The organism is Thalassovita sp., from assembly GCF_034670005.1.
In the GTDB taxonomy this organism is placed as follows: Bacteria; Pseudomonadota; Alphaproteobacteria; order Rhodobacterales; family Rhodobacteraceae; genus Thalassobius.
In genome coordinates, this window is sequence record NZ_JAXMOH010000001.1 from 192,111 (window position 1) to 208,460 (window position 16,350).

Sequence of the window (16,350 nt, forward strand, 5' to 3'; positions counted from 1 at the left end):
CGGTTGGCTTTCGACAACCCTCAATCAAGCTGACGGCGATAGCTGTCGATCATCTTTTCCTTGACCTTGCGCAGCTCGGTCTTGGACTTTCCCGACCGGTTGAGTGCCAGAAATTCCGCTTCGAGGTCCTTGGTCTGACCGACATTTTCCCGTTTCGCTTCGGGCAATGTATCCTGCACCGCCTCGGGCACGCAGATCAGGTCAAGCACCATCCCCGCAGGGCCATGGCGGTGACCTGCGTAATCTTCCAGCGCGATAATATGAGTTTTGCAGGGCCGCAATCCGTTGGCAATGCGATGGGCTTCGGCGGTGGGATTGGGCAGGCCGGGAAACTGGGCGAGGAAATCCTCATAGCTTTCGGTCAGATGGATCGACCGCAACAGATGCCCATAGACCGAGCGCAGCCATCTGTCCGTTGCCCGCGTGGTCAGCAGAAACTCGATTTCGACCTCGGGACCAAACCGCCGGCGCAATTCACGGATGATTTCGCGGCCGATCGGCACCGCCGAATGCGCGTAATCATGGATCACCCGACCGCGCCAATCACGGTGCCCCGGCATCGTCCCGGCCAGCGTTTCGCGCGAAATGAAAATCACCGGGTCGTCGGGAATACCGGCCAGAAAACGGCGAAAGGCCCGGCGAAACATGATCCGGCGATGCCAGAACGGTTTTTGCGCGTATTTGCGGGCATGGGTTCCGGCGGCAATGAAATCGTTCTTGCCGTAATAGGTCATGTAGGGTTTCAGCGATTTGCGCAGCCGGATCAACTGCTGCTGCAGGCTGGTGGTGCCGGTTTTGTGAAACCCGGCATGGACGATGACCTTCGTCATTCGGGGAACAACCCGTCGGGCGGATCGGCAATGACCCGGCCCCGGTCCAGATCGACGGTTGGCACCGCCTCCAGCGTGAAAGGCAGAAGCACCGAAGATTTCAGCCCCGGACCGTGGATTTCCAGCAGATCGCCCGCACCGTGGTTGAGCACCGATTTGATCTCTCCCAGCTTGGTGCCGCCGGTATCGACCACTTCCAACCCGATCAGGTCGGTGTGGTAGAATTCGTCGTCGGGCAGCGACGGCAAACGGTCGCGCGGGACATACAGCTTGACCCCTTTCAGCGCATCGGCCTGTTCCTTGGTACTGACCGAGGTCAGCCGCACCGACAGCCCGTTCTTGATTTGGTGCAGGATGCCGACCTCGAAACTCTGACTGCCGTCCTCGGTGATCAGAGGGTTATAATCTTCGATCGCTTCGGGATCGGCGGTATAGCTTTTCAGGCGCACTTCGCCGCGCACGCCAAATGCGCCCGCAATGGCGCCGACACAGATCAGATCGTCAGGTTTCGTCATGACCCCGGATGTCCTTTATAAGTCTGTCCCGGTGATACCGCGTTGCTGGTGCGGGGGCAATTCGGCTGTTGCCCCCCTTCCTCGCGGATCATGACGCTCAGCGCGGCACCGGCTGTGTTTGACAGAGGATACGCAAATTCAGACCACCGTTTCGAACACGGTTCAGGCGTTTTCTGGCGTCACGTAATCGGCCTTCACGGATTTCAACACCCGCCGCAACGGGATCACACCAAGCAGAGCCACCAGCGCCAGAGCAGCCCCGGCAAGGAACGTACCGTTCGGTCCCACACTGTCCCACAAAACGCCCGCGATGACGCTGGCCAACAGAATCATCACACCGGTCAACAGGTTCAGCATGCCAAAGGCTGTGCCGCGCAGCTCGGTCGGTGCCGTATCGGCGACGAGGCTGGAAAACACGCCTTGGGTAAACCCCATGTGAACACCCCAAATGGCAAGACCGGCAAACACGCCGGTCAATCCCGGGATCAGCACAAACACCAGATCTGCCACCACCAACAATCCCATCCCAAAGGCCAGAACGCGCAACCGCGAACCATTGTCCGATAACACACCGGCGGGATAGGCGGCGGCAGCATAGAATATGTTCATCACCACCAAAACGACCGGGATCAAGCCGGTGGGGGCACCCTCGGCATGCGCTTTGAGAATCAGGAAGGCTTCGCTGAACCGTGCAAGCGTAAAGATCGACGCCACCCCGACCACCCACCAGAACGCGGCCCCCAGCCGCCGCAGTTCGCGCAGGCTGAGCGGGGATTTGACCTCTGGCAAATCGGCGGGGCGTTCCGGTTCTGGCACCAGCGTGAACAGCAACCCCACCGAGATAAACGCCGGAATGACCGCGATCCAGAACACAACGGGAATGTTGTCGCCGGTCAGCCACATCAACAGGACCGCGATCACCGGGCCAAGGAAGGCCCCGACGGTATCAAGCGCCTGGCGCAATCCATAACTGGCCCCGCGCAAATCGCCGGGAGAAATATCAGCGATCAGGGCGTCGCGCGGCGCACCGCGTATGCCCTTGCCGACACGATCAATGAACCGGGCCCCGATCAGCCACCCGATGGTCGGGGCCAGGGGAAATACCGGCTTGGTTACGGCGGCAAGCCCATACCCGATCACGGCAAGAATCTTGCGCTTTCCCAGCCAGTCGCTCAACGCACCGGAAAACACTTTCGTGACGGCGGCAATGGCTTCGGCGATGCCTTCGATCAACCCGATGGTCACCATCGAGGCCCCCATGAACGTCACCAGATAGACCGGTAGCAACGCGTGGATCATCTCGGACGAAATATCCATCCACAGCGACACAAGCCCCAGGGCCCAGATGCCGCGCGGCAACCGGCGCAGCGTGGCGCGATCCAGCTTTGCATGTTCGGTTTTACGAATTGGGCACCTGCCATGGTGTTGTTGCACGAACCGGGTGCCGTGCGGCTTCCCCGCCCCCCGATGAGACTATCCTAGGACCTCAGGGACGGATCTGCCAAGAGCGGTGTCGCGTTCTTCACGGTGATATCCCCCTGAATTTCTGTGCCTTGGGGGGACTCGCCCGCGTCGCGCACGGGGTCAGGTTTCTCCTTACCGATATCGGCAGCGCGCGCCGAAATCCGGCACCGGCCAGCCAAGCCATGCCAAACCCGCCGTTACAATGTCAGGACGGCCCGGATCGCGAACGCAGCGCCTCGGCGCGTTACTTCGCCGCCGCCTCCAGCGTGTCGATCCGTGCTTTCAGCGCTTCGTTTTCTTCCCGCGCCTTCTGCGCCATGGCGCGCACCGCTTCGAATTCCTCACGGGTGACGAAATCGCGGTCGGCCAGCCAACGATCGACCAGGCTCTTGGCGGCGTTTTCCGCCTCGTCCTTGGCACCCTGTGCCACGCCCATCGCGTTGGTCATCAGCTGCGACATGTCGTCGAAAAATTTGTTCCGCGTCTGCATCTGGCTCTCCACAATTACATTTCCCCCTATATGGTCCGCTTCGACGCCGTTCACAAGGTTGACTTCCCGGTTCCCCCAAAGGCACACAGACGCACATGCAGGCCCTCATTCCCTTCCCCGATATCTCGCCCGAGATTTTCACCATCGTGCTGTTTGGCGCGGAATTTTCGCTGCGCTGGTACGCGCTGGCCTATATCGCGGGCATCCTGATCGGCTGGCGGCTGATCTTGATGGCGGTCAGACGCCCCCGTCTGTGGCCGCGCGACACGCCGCCAATGACCCCCGAACAGGTCGAAGAACTGCTGAGCTGGATCATCGTCGGCGTGATCCTTGGCGGTCGGCTGGGCTATGTGCTGTTTTACCAACCCGGTTATTACCTGCGCCATCCACAGGAAATCCTGATGGTCTGGCAGGGCGGCATGTCGTTTCACGGCGGGTTTCTCGGCGTCGTTGTCGCCGCGCTGATCTATGCCGCCCGGTACAAAATCCCGCGCCTGTCGCTGGGCGACAGCCTTGCGCTGGCGGTTCCGACCGGGCTGATGCTGGGCCGGATCGCCAATTTCATCAATGCCGAACTTTGGGGCCGTCCCACCGACCTGCCCTGGGGTGTGGCCTTTCCCGGTGCGTCGGCGCAGACCTGCGAAGGCATCACCGGTCTGTGCGCCCGCCACCCTTCGCAGCTTTACGAAGCCGCGCTCGAAGGGCTGGTTCTGGGCCTGTTGCTTTTGGTTCTGGCGTTCCGCCGCAACGGTCTGAAAATCCCCGGGCAGATCATGGGACTGTTCATCGCGGGTTATGGCCTTGCCCGTTTTATCGTGGAATTTTTCCGTCAGGCCGATGATCAGTTCATCAGCGTCGACAACCCGATGGGGTATATCCTGCATCTCGGACCTGGCGGTGTCACGATGGGTCAGATGCTGTCCCTGCCGATGCTGATCCTCGGGATCGCCATCGTGGTGGCGGTGCGGAAACGCGCGGCATGACGACGATGCGCGATCACCTGTTGAACCGGATTGCGGCCACCGGCCCGATCACGCTGGCCGATTACATGGCTGATTGCCTGCTGCATCCGACCTTAGGCTATTACACCACCCGCGACCCGCTGGGCGCGGCGGGCGATTTTACCACCGCACCGGAAATCAGCCAGATGTTCGGCGAACTGATTGGGTTGTCTTTGGCGCAGGCGTGGATCGACCAGGGCCAGCCCGCCCCGTTCCTCCTTGCCGAAGCCGGCCCCGGTCGCGGCACCCTGATGGCCGACATCCTGCGCGCGACGAGGGCGGTGCCGGGATTTCACGCCGCGATGCAATTGCACCTGATCGAAGCCTCGCCAGTGCTGCGCGTCAAACAGCACGACACAATCGCCCGCTCTGACATCACCTGGCTCGACAGCATCGACGCCCTGCCCGATATGCCGCTATTCTTCGTGGCCAATGAATTCTTCGACGCCCTGCCGATCCGGCAATTCGTCCGCGACGGTGCCGGTTGGCGCGAAAAACGGGTGGTGGCCGACGATGGCAAGCTGGCCTTCGCGCTTGGCGGGGCGGCCCCTGTCGCCGCGCTTTCACACCGGGTTGCCGATACCAAGGATAGCGATCTGGTCGAAATCTGCCCGGCAGCGGCGGGGCTGGCCGCCGAAATTGGGCAACGGATCGAAACCCATGGCGGTGCGGCGCTGATTTTCGACTATGGTGACTGGCGGTCGCTGGGCGACACGTTGCAGGCAGTGCAGACGCATGAAACCATTGGCCCGCTCGACGCCCCGGGCAATTCCGACCTGACCGCGCATGTGGATTTCGAAGCTTTGGCCACGGCCACGCCATCGGCCTATACCCGGCTGACCGCTCAGGGCGTGTTCCTGGAACGGCTGGGCATCACCGCGCGGGCACAGGCATTAGCGTCAAAGTTGGCAGGCAAGGATCTGGAAAACCTCATCGCTGCACATCGGCGCTTGACGCATCCGCAGGAAATGGGGACGCTCTTCAAAGTAATTGGCTTTTATCCGAAATCGCAAACACCCCCGCCGGGATTGGATTCATGACGCTGGAAATCCTGACCTCTGACCTGTTGACCGACACCAAACATGGCTTCTTCACCCGCAAGGGCGGGGCGTCTTCGGGCGTATTCGCCGGGCTGAATTGCGGTCAGGGTTCTTCTGATCAGTCCGAAATCGTTGCGATCAACCGCAGCCGCGTGGCCGACGCGATGGGGGTCGCGCTGCCGCATCTGATGAATGTCCATCAGGTCCATTCCGCTAGGGTTGCACAGGTGGATGTGCCGCTTTTGGAACGTCCCGAAGCCGACGCTCTGGTCACCGCGACGCCGGGTCTGGCGCTGGCGGTGCTCACGGCGGATTGTCAGCCGGTGCTGTTCGCAGACCGGCAGGCCGGGGTCATCGGTGCCGCCCATGCCGGATGGCGCGGCGCGCTTGACGGTATATTGGAAGCAACGCTGGACGCTATGGAACGCCTTGGGGCATCGCGCGCCAACACCGTCGCCGTCATCGGCCCCACGATTTCTCAGCGCGCCTATGAGGTCGGGCCGGAATTCCTTGATGATTTTCTGACCCAAGACCCGTCGAATTCGCGTTTCTTTGCCAATGGCAACGACGACCGCTACCTGTTCGACCTGCCCGCCTTCGGTCTGCACCGGCTACGTCAGGCCGGGATCGGCAATGCCGAATGGATTCGTCATTGCACCTATTCCGACCCCGCACGGTTCTATTCTTACCGCCGCACCACCCACGAAGGAAGGGCCGACTACGGCCGCTTGATTTCCTCTATTCGCCTTTAGCGCGACCCCTTTGACCCCACCACTTTGTTAAAGTCGAAACTTGCCGCGCTTTTGTCCGATTCTCCCGTCAGGGCGAAGTTCTCTCCGATTTTTCAAATATTTTCATCATTAATTTCAAATACTTGTAAACATTCATCAACAAACCCGATGAAAAAGCGTCATTTCACCGAAATGCCCCAATTGCCCCCCGCGCCGCCCCATCATGGCCGCAATGCAGCGGCAGATTGGGATCAACCAAAACAAACGTGAATGAGCAAGAGTAGGGTTTGACATGAAATCGCAAAAACGCTGGATGAAATCCGTTATCGCAACCTCGCAAAGCGACCTGCCCGCGCTGCCTTGGGCGCGCAAGAAAAGCTTCAACTCTTCAATCGCTCAGCAACCGCAGCGCCGCAGCGCCTGAAACATCCTTTCACCCTGACCGGTCAGGGCGACCAGATTAGTAACCAGTGCCGAAGTGCGTGTCAGTGAAGGGCCGCCTCATCCCTCGAGGTGGCCCATTCTGTTTCGGACCCGCCCTTCGCTTCACCCCGGCCCAAAGATCGCCCCGAATGAACATGCCGAATCAAAATATGGCCAAACTGTTCTCCATTCGGAAACATCCTCCAGCCAAAACCGAAACTGCATCCAAATCAGCCATCAATACCGTCCCTTTTTTTGACAATTGTCAGATTTTCGGGTCATTATGCCGACATCTACAGATAGAACTGAAACAGTCTTTCTGTTGTCGTCGGTGGGGGCCGATGCAGATGCGACACAGCGAAAGCGCGTGAACGTGAGCCATATTCATCCCCCGTCCCGGTATCGGACACCGGAATCTGTTTCCCTTCGTCATACCCCCGGCATCGCTCAGACCAACCGGGCGAAAACCACGCTGATGCGGCGATACGAGATACTGTATCTCGATACCGGCAATTCGCCCGCGAGATATTCCGCCATCGCCCCCGCAACACCGATGTTCGAATCCGCGTTTTCCGCCTTTGCCCGCGGGACTCTGATCAAAACCACCGGCGGCCCCTGCGCGGTCGAGGATCTGGAACCCGGCATGATGATCGAAACCCGTGATTTCGGGCCGCAGCCGATGCTGTGGCGCGGCATGATGAACATCATCCCCAACGCCCCTGCCGAACGGCCTGAACAGGCGCAATTGACCCGCGTGATGGCCGACACGTTCGGAATGGGCCGTCCCGCATCGGACCTGATGCTCGGTGCGGCGGCGCAAATGCTGCGCGGAGCGGGCGCCGACAGGTTGACGCCGGTCAGCCATTTCACCGATGGCGACAACGTGTTTCAGACCACCCCGCCCTCGCCGGTGCAAGTATTCCACATCTGCCTGCCGGTGCAGGCGATGATCTGTGCCAACGACCTCTATCTGGCCAGCTACCATCCGCAGCCGGGACTGGGCGAAGTCCTTGGCCCGCAAATGCTGCGGCTGTTCCTGTCATTGTTCCCGCATGTCTCGAATCTGCTCGATTTCGGACCTGGGCTATACCCCGAACGGCCCGCAGCGCAGGTGGGGCTGATGGACCGATACGCAGTCTGACACGGTGCCTCAAAGGCCACGGCGCCGGGACGCCCGGCGCTGGCCCGACCATTGTCGGGGTTATCCCGGGTCGGGAATTCTGCTGAATTAAATCTGAAATCCGCTGGTCACGCCGACCGGTTCAGCCGTTCTTCCAACACATCGAACGGCACGCCGGGATCATCCTTGGCACTGCGGATCACCAGACTGGTCTTGACCGATGCCACGTTCGGCGCGGTCAACAATTGCCCGGTCAGGAAACTCTGGAAAGTGCTCAGGTCGGGGGCCACGCATTTCAGAATGAAATCGACCTCGCCATTGAGCATGTTGCATTCACGAACCAAGGACCAGCCGCGGCACAGGTCTTCAAATGCGCTCAGGTCCGATTCCGCCTGGCTCTGCAGCCCGACCATCGCATAAACCTGCACTTCGAAACCCAGTTCGCGTGCATCCACATCGGCGTGATAGCCCTTGATGAACCCCGCCTCCTCCAGCGTCCGAACCCGCCGCAGACAGGGCGGCGCTGAAATCCCCACCCGCTTGGCCAATTCAACATTGGTCATCCGGCCATCCGCCTGAAGCTCTGCCAGAATTTTCCGATCAATAGGATCAAGCCGGGTCGTGGGCATTCGAAGTCTCCTTTGAACGAATTCATATACCTGCTATTTTTCCTGCGCAACAATATTTCGCGACGACGCAAGATCGTTACCAAATCTTCGCAAGAACACACATTTTATGACGTCTTGCCACGCCCCCCTTCCCCCGCTGTCCGGTGCCGTCTATATGCGATACTGGTTCTGAATTTTCGCAAAAAGGGTCCTGTCATGGCCGAAACTCGTCACACCAAGGTTCTGATCATCGGCTCCGGCCCGGCAGGCTATACTGCGGGTGTCTATGCCGCGCGCGCCATGCTGTCGCCCATTCTGGTACAAGGCATTGAACCGGGCGGTCAGTTGACCACCACCACCGAGGTGGAAAATTATCCCGGCTTCACCGAAGTGCAGGGCCCCGACCTGATGATCAAGATGCAGGAACACGCCGCCGAAATGGGCTGTGAGATCATCGGCGACATCATCACCGAACTGGACACGTCCAAGCGCCCGTTCACCGCCAAGGGCGACAGCGGCACGATCTACACCGCCGACGCGGTGATCCTCGCCACCGGCGCGCGCGCCAAGTGGCTGGGGCTGGACAGCGAAGAGGCGTTCAAGGGGTTCGGCGTCTCGGCCTGCGCCACCTGCGATGGCTTTTTCTATCGCGGCCAGGAAATCGTGGTGATCGGCGGCGGCAATACCGCCGTGGAAGAGGCGCTGTTCCTGACCAATTTCGCCTCCAAGGTGACGCTGATCCACCGCCGCGACGAACTGCGCGCCGAAAAAATTCTGGTCGACCGGTTGATGAAAAATGAAAAAATCGAACCTCTGTGGTTCCATCAACTGGACGAGGTCGTTGGCGATGATAATCCCAAAGGCGTCACTGCGGTACGCGTGAAGAACGTGAAAACCGGCGAAATTACCGAAATCCCCTGCAAGGGCGTCTTTGTTGCCATCGGCCATGCCCCCGCCAATGAATTGGTCAAGGATGTGCTGGAACTGCATAATGGCGGTTACGTCACCGTCAAACCGGGCAGTACCGAAACCTCGATCCCCGGCATTTTCGCTGCCGGCGACCTGACCGACCACAAATACCGTCAGGCCGTCACCAGCGCCGGCATGGGTTGCATGGCCGCGCTGGATGCCGAACGGTTCCTGGCCGACTAATCTGCCCCGGCAGCCCCCCGCACGCATTCGGAAAACCCCGGGACTGCTTCCCCTCTGGAAACAATCCCGGGAAAAATTTGCACGAAAGTCGTATTTCCGCCTAGTATTCGCCCTAGGGGGGAAATTTTCGACCACGCCGTGAAAAGCGTGCCCCCGAGATTTATTCTAGGAGGATTTTTCCATGGCAAATTCACATAATCATCACGGGCACCAGCACGGAACCCATCACGGACGTGGCCATAGCCATGACCACGAACATGGCCATCGCGGGCACGGGCGCATAGACCCGGTCGCAATCGACAGCAACGGGGTCGTGCATCTGCTGCTGGATACGACCTACGAATTCAACAGCAAACCACACCACATTCAGCTCAAGCCCGACATGAGGGGTGCCCCGACAATCAATCTGGACAAGGATGCGGTCTTTGCCGCCGAAGATGCGTACAAGTTTGACTTCAGGGGCATCCTGCCAAACCAGATCAACTTGGCGGGGATTGATTTCATCGGCGCCGATGTTTCGGGCACCGGCGGGGCGGAAACCACGGTTGATCTCGATGCCTTTCTCGGCTCCTTGTTGGCATTGACCGATGCGGCCGGGGTAATCGACATTCTGACCCTCAACGGCTCGGCCGCCGACACTTTCGCAGTGCTCTGGGAATATCTCGATGACGGCTATGTCGACGAAGGCTATTTCGCCTCGGTGAACCAGAACTTTGTCAGTCTCGGCATCGCATATGCTGAATACCTCGAAGCGGGTGGCGTCGGCCTGACAGACCTGGTCGGCAAATTCACCCCCGACGACGGCGATGCCAACACCACGCCGGAGCGGATGCAATCGCTGCATGACAACTTGTTGGGCAATCTTCAGCAAAGCGCGATCGAAAGCCGTTTCGGTGCCGGTTCACCCGAGGCCGAGGCGTTGATAGACGCGATCGAGGATATCAATCCCGACCTGCTCAATCGGCCTTATTATTCAGGCAACGAAAACGCGGATACCGCCCATGACGCCGTACGTGCCTTCGATTACGATCACGATTACCTGCGCAGCGATTACGTTGAAACATTCTTTGGCGAAGTAGATGCCCGCGCCACCGACGGTGGCAACAACATCGAAATGATCTTCGGCTCGGGCAATTCTGACGACCATTACGCCATCACCCGGCACGAAGGCGCGGGCGTGGAACTGGCGATCAAGGCCAAGCTGCGCGGGGTTGGCGATCTCGATCCCGGTGACGTGACCTATAATGCCGACGGCACCGCCACCTTCACGGTTGATGCCGCGCCCTATCAGCCCGACCGGATGAACTGGAACATCGACTGGGCCGCCACGGTCACCGAAGCGGGGGACGACGACACATTCGAATTCCGCTTCCTTGCCGATGTCGATGGGTCGGCAGCAGAAGATTTTGTCGATCTGACCGCGACAGGAAACGAATATACCCCGGGCGAAGCCAACCTGCAAAATTCATGGAACTATGGCTTCTTCGACGACCTCGTATTCGACACCACAGATGCTACCGGGCTTTACACGATACGGCTCGAAGCTTGGGATGATGGCTTGCTTATTGCTGCACAGGAAATCTATCTCGACGTCGTCTGACCCGATCCTGTCCCCGGGTGCCAACGGCCCCCGGGGATATACCCCCTTACCCGGTTCGCCGCAACGCCGCGATGGACGAACAATGTTCCATTCGGGCCGGTATGGGCCGGAGGCTTTTTTCACTGTCGCAGCAGTGTCGCAAAATTACCCCTAAATGATCTGCGCGGCGCGCTCTCCCTTGCATTTTATAGGGGCCTTCGCGTAGATGCCCGCCAAATACGTTAATCTCTCTGCACGTTCAGACTGTGAAAAGGCATTGATCGCATGTTGCCAAACCTGGCCCCTATTCCCGAGCTTTTCGTTTCCTATGACAGCGCCCAGAAGCTGAAGGTCGAAGCGGCCGACCTGACCAGCTGGGATCTGACCCCGCGCCAGATCTGCGATCTGGAATTGCTGATGAACGGCGGCTTCAACCCGCTCAAGGGGTTCCTGAGCGAAGAAGATTACAACGGCGTCGTCAACACCATGCGTCTGGCCGACGGGTCGCTGTGGCCGATGCCGATCACGCTGGATGTTTCCGAAGACTTCGCCGCCAGCCTTGAAATCGGTCAGGACATCGCCCTGCGCGATCAGGAAGGCGTGATCCTCGGTACCATGACCGTCACCGACCGCTGGGAACCGAACAAATCGCACGAGGCCGAAAAGGTCTTTGGCGCCGATGATATCGCCCACCCCGCCGTCAACTACCTGCACAACACCGCTGGCAAGATTTATCTCGGCGGTCCGGTCACCGGCATTCAGCAGCCGGTGCATTACGATTTCCGCGGTCGCCGCAACACCCCGAACGAATTGCGCGCCTATTTCCGCAAAATGGGCTGGCGCAAGGTGGTGGCGTTCCAGACCCGCAACCCGCTGCACCGGGCGCATCAGGAACTGACCTTCCGCGCCGCCCGTGAATCGCAGGCCAACCTGCTGATCCACCCGGTCGTCGGCATGACCAAGCCGGGCGACGTGGATCACTTCACCCGCGTGCGCTGCTACGAGGCGGTGCTGGATAAATACCCCGCTGCCACCACCGCGATGAGCCTGCTGAACCTTGCCATGCGCATGGCCGGCCCGCGCGAAGCAGTCTGGCACGGTCTGATCCGCGCCAACCACGGCTGTACCCATTTCATCGTTGGCCGCGATCATGCCGGTCCGGGCAAGAACAGCCAGGGCGAAGATTTCTACGGTCCCTATGACGCGCAGGATCTGTTCCGCGAATATAACGATGAAATCGGCGTCGAAATGGTGCCGTTCAAACATATGGTCTATGTGCAGGAACGGGCCCAATACGAACCGAATGACGAAATCGACGACAAGGATGACGTCACCATCCTGAATATTTCGGGCACCGAACTGCGCCGCCGCCTGGCCGAAGGTCTGGAAATTCCTGAATGGTTTTCCTTCCCCGAAGTTGTCAGCGAACTGCGCCGCACCCGGCCGCCGCGGGCCAAGCAGGGCTTCACCGTGTTCTTCACCGGGTTCTCCGGGTCCGGCAAATCGACCATCGCCAACGCGTTGATGGTCAAGCTGATGGAAATGGGCGGTCGTCCGGTGACATTGCTTGACGGCGACATTGTGCGGAAAAACCTCAGCTCCGAACTCGGCTTTTCGAAAGAACACCGCGATCTGAACATCCGCCGGATCGGCTACGTGGCCAGCGAGATCACCAAGAATGGCGGCATCGCCATCTGTGCCCCGATCGCGCCCTATGCCGCCACCCGCCGTGCGGTGCGCGAAGATGTCGAACAATTCGGTGCTTTTGTTGAAATCCATGTCGCCACCACGATCGAAGAATGCGAACGCCGCGACCGCAAAGGTCTCTACAAGCTCGCACGCGAAGGCAAGATCAAGGAATTCACTGGCATCTCCGATCCCTATGACGTGCCGGAAAACCCTGAACTGCGGGTGGAAACCCAGAATGTCGAAGTCGACAACTGCGCCCATCAGGTCCTGCTGAAGCTGGAATCGATGGGCCTGATTTCGGGCAGTTGGGGTTAAGCCGCGCTCGATACGAAACAAAAAGGCGCGCCCCTTGGCGCGCCTTTTTCTTTGATACCATACCGGTTTACCGTCGCAGGCCCGAACCGTCCCCCAATCCGGGGCAACGGCTCTCCTTGCTCACTTCATCCGAGCCATCAGATTGTCTTTCAAAACAAACTGATGCATCAGCGCAGCCGCCACATGCAAAATCACCAGCGCCATACCGATGTTGAACAGAACCTCATGTGCTTCTGCGGCGGTTGTGATCCCACCGAACCAAGCCGCCAGCCCCGCCGCCGGAAGCGCCAACATCGCCAGATAAAGCCCGACATGAATCGCCTTGGCCGCTTTGTCCTGCAAAGGTTTGCCGGTCTCAATCGGGGCAGGCGCACCCTGCACCATGCGTATGACCAGACGCAAAACCGCCAGCGCCAGAATCAAGACCCCCATCACCACATGGACCCGCACACCGATGGTCGGATCAACGGTTCCGGTCTTCATCAAAACGCGCCACGCCGCGCCCATTGCTTCGCTGCTGAAATAGCTGACCACCATCAGGCCCGCGATGCCCCAATGCAACGCGATCTGAACTTTGCTGTACTTCTCTGGCTGCGCCATACTGGCCTCCGTTTCATAACCCGTTTCGGGACTAAGTTCAGGGTCAGTTAGACGTCTATTTCTTCCCGGAAACAAGCCGGTATCTAGCAGGTGTGCGGGCAAGTCACGGTACGCCTGCACACCATGTTGCTCAGTGTACCGGCACCGGCGCATAATCGTGCTGCCGCGCCAGCAGGAAAGCGAGCCTGCGATCTTCTACCAAGGCCAGCCGTTCACCGTCTTCTGTGCAAACCGCGTAAACCTGTTTCATGGTTCCCGCCTGCGCCTGCAATTCCTTGGGTAGATCGGAGACCTTCACCGACCGCACATATACGATCTGATTGTCGTCATCCTGTCCGAAATCATACTGCGTATCCATAGCGTTACCCTTTCCTGATATTGATTGTTTGCACCACTGTTTCCGGCTGAACCCGGGTCAGATCGACATGCAGCAATCCGTTTTCCATCACTGCCTCGCCCACTTCGACCCCATCGGCCAGAACGAAAGAGCGCTGAAATTGCCGCGCCGCAATGCCGCGATGCAGGAACACACGGCCTTCGGAATCGTCCCGCTGACGGCCCCGGATAACCAGTTGCTGATCTTCGACGGTGATCGACAGGTCGCTTTCACCGAACCCGGCCACCGCCAGCGTAATGCGATAAGAGTTCTGTGAGGTCTGTTCGATATTAAACGGAGGGTAGCCTTCGTTCCCGGATTTCGCATTGCGTTCCAGCAATCGTTCCAGTTGATCGAACCCCAGAAGATAGGGGTGCGACCCCAGGGTAAGCTTTGTCATCGACACGTCCTCATGATCAAGCGACAGTCCAAATTTCACGGGTCCCGTTCCGGCAACCCGCACCTGAAATATGGGCATCCGCTTATCGCTGTGCAAGACCTTTGCGAAACCGCGTTTTTTCAGTATCTTAAACGGACGAACAATCGACGGAATCACTTATATGAACGCACCTTCCGACCTTTCGATGAAAACGGACGAGGTCCTGCGCGTCGAATTGGAGGTTTTCCGCCGTGAACACCGCGATCTTGACGAAGCGATCACCGCCCTGACCGAACGCGGCACCGCCGATCAGCTGACGCTGCAGCGGCTGAAAAAGAAGAAACTTCATCTCAAGGACCTGATCGCCCGGATCGAGGACCGGCTGACACCGGATATCATTGCGTAAGCCGCTGCCTTGGCTATAGTGCGCGCTCCATTGCAAGGGGCGCGAAATGACACAGGTCAAAGTGGGCATCATCATGGGCAGCCAGTCGGACTGGCCGACCATGAAGGAAGCCGCCGATATTCTCGATGAATTGAACATCCCTTACGAAGCCCGCATCGTTTCGGCCCACCGCACCCCGGACCGGCTGTGGGACTACGGCAAAACCGCCGTCGAGCGCGGCTTACAGGTGATCATCGCCGGCGCTGGTGGGGCCGCACACCTGCCCGGCATGATGGCGTCCAAAACCCGGGTGCCGGTGATCGGCGTACCGGTGCAGACCAAGGCTTTGTCGGGCGTCGACAGCCTTTATTCGATCCTGCAGATGCCGCGCGGTTTCCCCGTCGCCACCATGGCGATTGGCGGCGCGGGTGCGAAAAACGCGGGCCTGATGGCCGCCGCGATCCTCGCCAATACAGATGCAGGCATCGCCCAGCGACTTGACGATTGGCGCGCAGCCCTTTCCGCCTCGATCCCGGAGGAACCGACCGATGACTGATCCTTTGCAAACCGGCGCCACCATCGGCATTCTCGGCGGCGGTCAACTCGGCCGGATGCTGTCGGTCGCGGCCTCCCGGCTTGGCTTCAAAACCCATATCTATGAACCGGGTACCAACCCGCCAGCGGGCGACGTGGCCCACCGCGTGACCACCGCCTCCTACGAAGACGAAGCCGCACTGACCGCCTTTGCCGAAACCGTGGATGTGATCACCTACGAATTTGAAAACATTCCGACTTCGGCGCTCGACATCCTTGAAAAAATCCGTCCGATCCGGCCCAGCCGCCGGGCGCTCGCGGTCTCGCAGGACCGGCTGATCGAAAAGGCCTTCCTGTCGGAACAGGGCCTGCAAACCGCCCCCTTCGCCGCCATCGACGATGCCGAAGATCTGGCCGAAGCGATCGCCGAAATCGGCACGCCCGCCATTCTGAAAACCCGCCGTTTCGGCTATGATGGCAAGGGCCAGTCGCGGCTGCAATCGCCTGATGACGCCGAACAGGCGCTCGCCGATATGGCGGGGGCTCCGGCCATCCTCGAAGGTTTTATTGATTTCAGTCACGAAGTCTCGGTCATCGGCACCCGCAGCCCGTCAGGCGAAGTCGCCTGTTTCGATCCCGGTGAAAACGTCCACCGCGACGGCATTCTGCGCACCACCACCGTACCTGCCAGCCTGACCAACGGTCAGCGGATGGATGCGGTGTTGCTGACCGCCAAAATCCTCAACGCGCTGAAATATGTCGGTACGATGGGGGTGGAACTCTTCGTCACGCCCGGCGGGCTGATCGTCAATGAAATTGCCCCCCGGGTGCATAATTCCGGCCACTGGACCCAAAACGGCTGTGCTGTCGATCAGTTCGAACAACATATCCGCGCCGTGGCCGGCTGGCCGCTGGGCGATGGCAAACGCCATTCCGACGTGGTGATGGAAAACCTGATCGGCGATGACATGGACCGGGTGCCCGAAATCGCCAAAGAACCCAATGCCGCGCTACATCTTTACGGTAAGGCCGAGGTTAAGGCGGGCCGTAAGATGGGTCACGTGAACCGGGTCAAGTCCTGATTTAGCAAGCCTGGCCAGGTGGCTGCCGAACAACTGC

The 16,350-nt window shown here is 59.6% G+C and carries 19 protein-coding genes; 11 read left to right on the forward strand and 8 right to left on the reverse strand.

The features are described 5' to 3' along the window. Window positions 1–20: 20 nt before the first annotated feature. From VOI23_RS01100 to VOI23_RS01115, 4 genes are all read right to left on the reverse strand, one after another. Window positions 21–830 (reverse strand): hypothetical protein, encoded by an 810-nt coding sequence (locus tag VOI23_RS01100; protein WP_323780253.1) that lies wholly within the window; start codon window positions 828–830, stop codon window positions 21–23. Continuing rightward, window positions 827–1,345 carry a ribosome maturation factor RimM gene (rimM, locus tag VOI23_RS01105; protein WP_323780256.1) on the reverse strand — a complete coding sequence of 173 codons (519 nt, stop codon included), beginning with the start codon at window positions 1,343–1,345 and terminating at the stop codon, window positions 827–829. The genes VOI23_RS01100 and rimM overlap by 4 nt, the downstream gene beginning before the upstream one ends. Window positions 1,346–1,507: 162 nt before the next feature. Then, window positions 1,508–2,779, reverse strand: coding sequence for an MFS transporter (locus tag VOI23_RS01110; protein ID WP_323780258.1), 1,272 nt, complete (start codon window positions 2,777–2,779; stop codon window positions 1,508–1,510). Between the two features lie 274 nt (window positions 2,780–3,053). Then, a complete protein-coding gene (locus tag VOI23_RS01115) occupies window positions 3,054–3,299 on the reverse strand; it encodes an accessory factor UbiK family protein (RefSeq protein WP_323780261.1) in 246 nt (81 codons plus the stop codon). A 95-nt stretch (window positions 3,300–3,394) separates the two neighbouring features. Here VOI23_RS01115 and lgt point away from each other — a divergent pair, with 95 nt between their 5' ends. From lgt to VOI23_RS01140, 5 genes are all read left to right on the forward strand, one after another. Beyond that, window positions 3,395–4,282 carry a prolipoprotein diacylglyceryl transferase gene (gene lgt, locus VOI23_RS01120; RefSeq protein WP_323780264.1) on the forward strand — a complete coding sequence of 296 codons (888 nt, stop codon included), beginning with the start codon at window positions 3,395–3,397 and terminating at the stop codon, window positions 4,280–4,282. Then, a complete protein-coding gene (locus tag VOI23_RS01125; RefSeq protein WP_323780266.1) occupies window positions 4,279–5,340 on the forward strand; it encodes a class I SAM-dependent methyltransferase in 1,062 nt (353 codons plus the stop codon). The genes lgt and VOI23_RS01125 overlap by 4 nt, the downstream gene beginning before the upstream one ends. Next, window positions 5,337–6,092 carry a peptidoglycan editing factor PgeF gene (pgeF, locus tag VOI23_RS01130; RefSeq protein WP_323780268.1) on the forward strand — a complete coding sequence of 252 codons (756 nt, stop codon included), beginning with the start codon at window positions 5,337–5,339 and terminating at the stop codon, window positions 6,090–6,092. Before VOI23_RS01125 ends, pgeF begins: the two co-directional genes overlap by 4 nt. 271 nt (window positions 6,093–6,363) lie before the next feature. Next, window positions 6,364–6,495 (forward strand): hypothetical protein, encoded by a 132-nt coding sequence (locus tag VOI23_RS01135; protein ID WP_323780272.1) that lies wholly within the window; start codon window positions 6,364–6,366, stop codon window positions 6,493–6,495. Between the two features lie 372 nt (window positions 6,496–6,867). Next, entirely contained in the window at window positions 6,868–7,635 is a 768-nt protein-coding gene (locus tag VOI23_RS01140) for a Hint domain-containing protein (protein ID WP_323780275.1), read from the forward strand. 107 nt (window positions 7,636–7,742) lie between these two features. Here the strand turns inward: VOI23_RS01140 and VOI23_RS01145 are convergent, their stop codons facing one another. Further along, window positions 7,743–8,243 carry an Lrp/AsnC family transcriptional regulator gene (locus VOI23_RS01145; RefSeq protein ID WP_323780278.1) on the reverse strand — a complete coding sequence of 167 codons (501 nt, stop codon included), beginning with the start codon at window positions 8,241–8,243 and terminating at the stop codon, window positions 7,743–7,745. A 195-nt stretch (window positions 8,244–8,438) separates the two neighbouring features. Between VOI23_RS01145 and trxB the strand changes: the two genes are divergently transcribed. From trxB to VOI23_RS01160, 3 genes are all read left to right on the forward strand, one after another. Then, entirely contained in the window at window positions 8,439–9,374 is a 936-nt protein-coding gene (gene trxB, locus VOI23_RS01150) for a thioredoxin-disulfide reductase (protein ID WP_323780281.1), read from the forward strand. Window positions 9,375–9,555: 181 nt separating this feature from the next. Beyond that, window positions 9,556–10,974, forward strand: a complete 1,419-nt coding sequence (locus VOI23_RS01155) for a hypothetical protein (protein ID WP_323780284.1) — start codon at window positions 9,556–9,558, stop codon at window positions 10,972–10,974. A 264-nt stretch (window positions 10,975–11,238) separates the two neighbouring features. Next, complete coding sequence (locus tag VOI23_RS01160) at window positions 11,239–12,957, forward strand: bifunctional sulfate adenylyltransferase/adenylylsulfate kinase (RefSeq protein ID WP_323780287.1); 1,719 nt, start codon at window positions 11,239–11,241, stop codon at window positions 12,955–12,957. Window positions 12,958–13,077: 120 nt separating this feature from the next. On the opposite strand, the gene VOI23_RS01165 is transcribed toward VOI23_RS01160, so the two are convergent. The 3 genes from VOI23_RS01165 to VOI23_RS01175 all read right to left on the reverse strand — a co-directional run bounded on the left by VOI23_RS01165 (window position 13,078) and on the right by VOI23_RS01175 (window position 14,333). After that, a complete protein-coding gene (locus VOI23_RS01165; protein WP_323780290.1) occupies window positions 13,078–13,557 on the reverse strand; it encodes a cytochrome b in 480 nt (159 codons plus the stop codon). Window positions 13,558–13,687: 130 nt separating this feature from the next. Next, window positions 13,688–13,915, reverse strand: a complete 228-nt coding sequence (locus VOI23_RS01170; protein WP_323780292.1) for a DUF1150 family protein — start codon at window positions 13,913–13,915, stop codon at window positions 13,688–13,690. Window positions 13,916–13,919: 4 nt separating this feature from the next. Next, window positions 13,920–14,333, reverse strand: a complete 414-nt coding sequence (locus tag VOI23_RS01175; RefSeq protein WP_323780295.1) for an Hsp20 family protein — start codon at window positions 14,331–14,333, stop codon at window positions 13,920–13,922. Window positions 14,334–14,493: 160 nt separating this feature from the next. Between VOI23_RS01175 and VOI23_RS01180 the strand changes: the two genes are divergently transcribed. The 3 genes from VOI23_RS01180 to VOI23_RS01190 are packed head-to-tail and all read left to right on the forward strand — an operon-like array spanning window position 14,494 to window position 16,313. Continuing rightward, window positions 14,494–14,718 (forward strand): YdcH family protein, encoded by a 225-nt coding sequence (locus VOI23_RS01180; RefSeq protein WP_323780298.1) that lies wholly within the window; start codon window positions 14,494–14,496, stop codon window positions 14,716–14,718. Window positions 14,719–14,764: 46 nt separating this feature from the next. Beyond that, window positions 14,765–15,253 carry a 5-(carboxyamino)imidazole ribonucleotide mutase gene (gene purE / locus VOI23_RS01185; RefSeq protein ID WP_323780301.1) on the forward strand — a complete coding sequence of 163 codons (489 nt, stop codon included), beginning with the start codon at window positions 14,765–14,767 and terminating at the stop codon, window positions 15,251–15,253. Next, window positions 15,246–16,313, forward strand: coding sequence for a 5-(carboxyamino)imidazole ribonucleotide synthase (locus VOI23_RS01190; RefSeq protein WP_323780304.1), 1,068 nt, complete (start codon window positions 15,246–15,248; stop codon window positions 16,311–16,313). The genes purE and VOI23_RS01190 overlap by 8 nt, the downstream gene beginning before the upstream one ends. The last annotated feature ends 37 nt before the right edge of the window (window positions 16,314–16,350 follow it).

Bases quoted from the DNA above. Each gene is read 5' to 3' on its own strand.
- VOI23_RS01155 (WP_323780284.1), top strand. From the start codon at position 9,556: ATGGCAAATTCACATAATCATCACGGGCACCAGCACGGAACCCATCAC.
- VOI23_RS01165 (WP_323780290.1), bottom strand. From the start codon at position 13,557: ATGGCGCAGCCAGAGAAGTACAGCAAAGTTCAGATCGCGTTGCATTGG.
- trxB (WP_323780281.1), top strand. From the start codon at position 8,439: ATGGCCGAAACTCGTCACACCAAGGTTCTGATCATCGGCTCCGGCCCG.
- VOI23_RS01180 (WP_323780298.1), top strand. From the start codon at position 14,494: ATGAACGCACCTTCCGACCTTTCGATGAAAACGGACGAGGTCCTGCGC.
- VOI23_RS01145 (WP_323780278.1), bottom strand. From the start codon at position 8,243: ATGCCCACGACCCGGCTTGATCCTATTGATCGGAAAATTCTGGCAGAG.
- VOI23_RS01160 (WP_323780287.1), top strand. From the start codon at position 11,239: ATGTTGCCAAACCTGGCCCCTATTCCCGAGCTTTTCGTTTCCTATGAC.
- pgeF (WP_323780268.1), top strand. From the start codon at position 5,337: ATGACGCTGGAAATCCTGACCTCTGACCTGTTGACCGACACCAAACAT.
- purE (WP_323780301.1), top strand. From the start codon at position 14,765: ATGACACAGGTCAAAGTGGGCATCATCATGGGCAGCCAGTCGGACTGG.
- VOI23_RS01190 (WP_323780304.1), top strand. From the start codon at position 15,246: ATGACTGATCCTTTGCAAACCGGCGCCACCATCGGCATTCTCGGCGGC.
- VOI23_RS01135 (WP_323780272.1), top strand. From the start codon at position 6,364: ATGAAATCGCAAAAACGCTGGATGAAATCCGTTATCGCAACCTCGCAA.
- VOI23_RS01125 (WP_323780266.1), top strand. From the start codon at position 4,279: ATGACGACGATGCGCGATCACCTGTTGAACCGGATTGCGGCCACCGGC.
- rimM (WP_323780256.1), bottom strand. From the start codon at position 1,345: ATGACGAAACCTGACGATCTGATCTGTGTCGGCGCCATTGCGGGCGCA.
- lgt (WP_323780264.1), top strand. From the start codon at position 3,395: ATGCAGGCCCTCATTCCCTTCCCCGATATCTCGCCCGAGATTTTCACC.
- VOI23_RS01115 (WP_323780261.1), bottom strand. From the start codon at position 3,299: ATGCAGACGCGGAACAAATTTTTCGACGACATGTCGCAGCTGATGACC.
- VOI23_RS01100 (WP_323780253.1), bottom strand. From the start codon at position 830: ATGACGAAGGTCATCGTCCATGCCGGGTTTCACAAAACCGGCACCACC.
- VOI23_RS01170 (WP_323780292.1), bottom strand. From the start codon at position 13,915: ATGGATACGCAGTATGATTTCGGACAGGATGACGACAATCAGATCGTA.
- VOI23_RS01175 (WP_323780295.1), bottom strand. From the start codon at position 14,333: ATGACAAAGCTTACCCTGGGGTCGCACCCCTATCTTCTGGGGTTCGAT.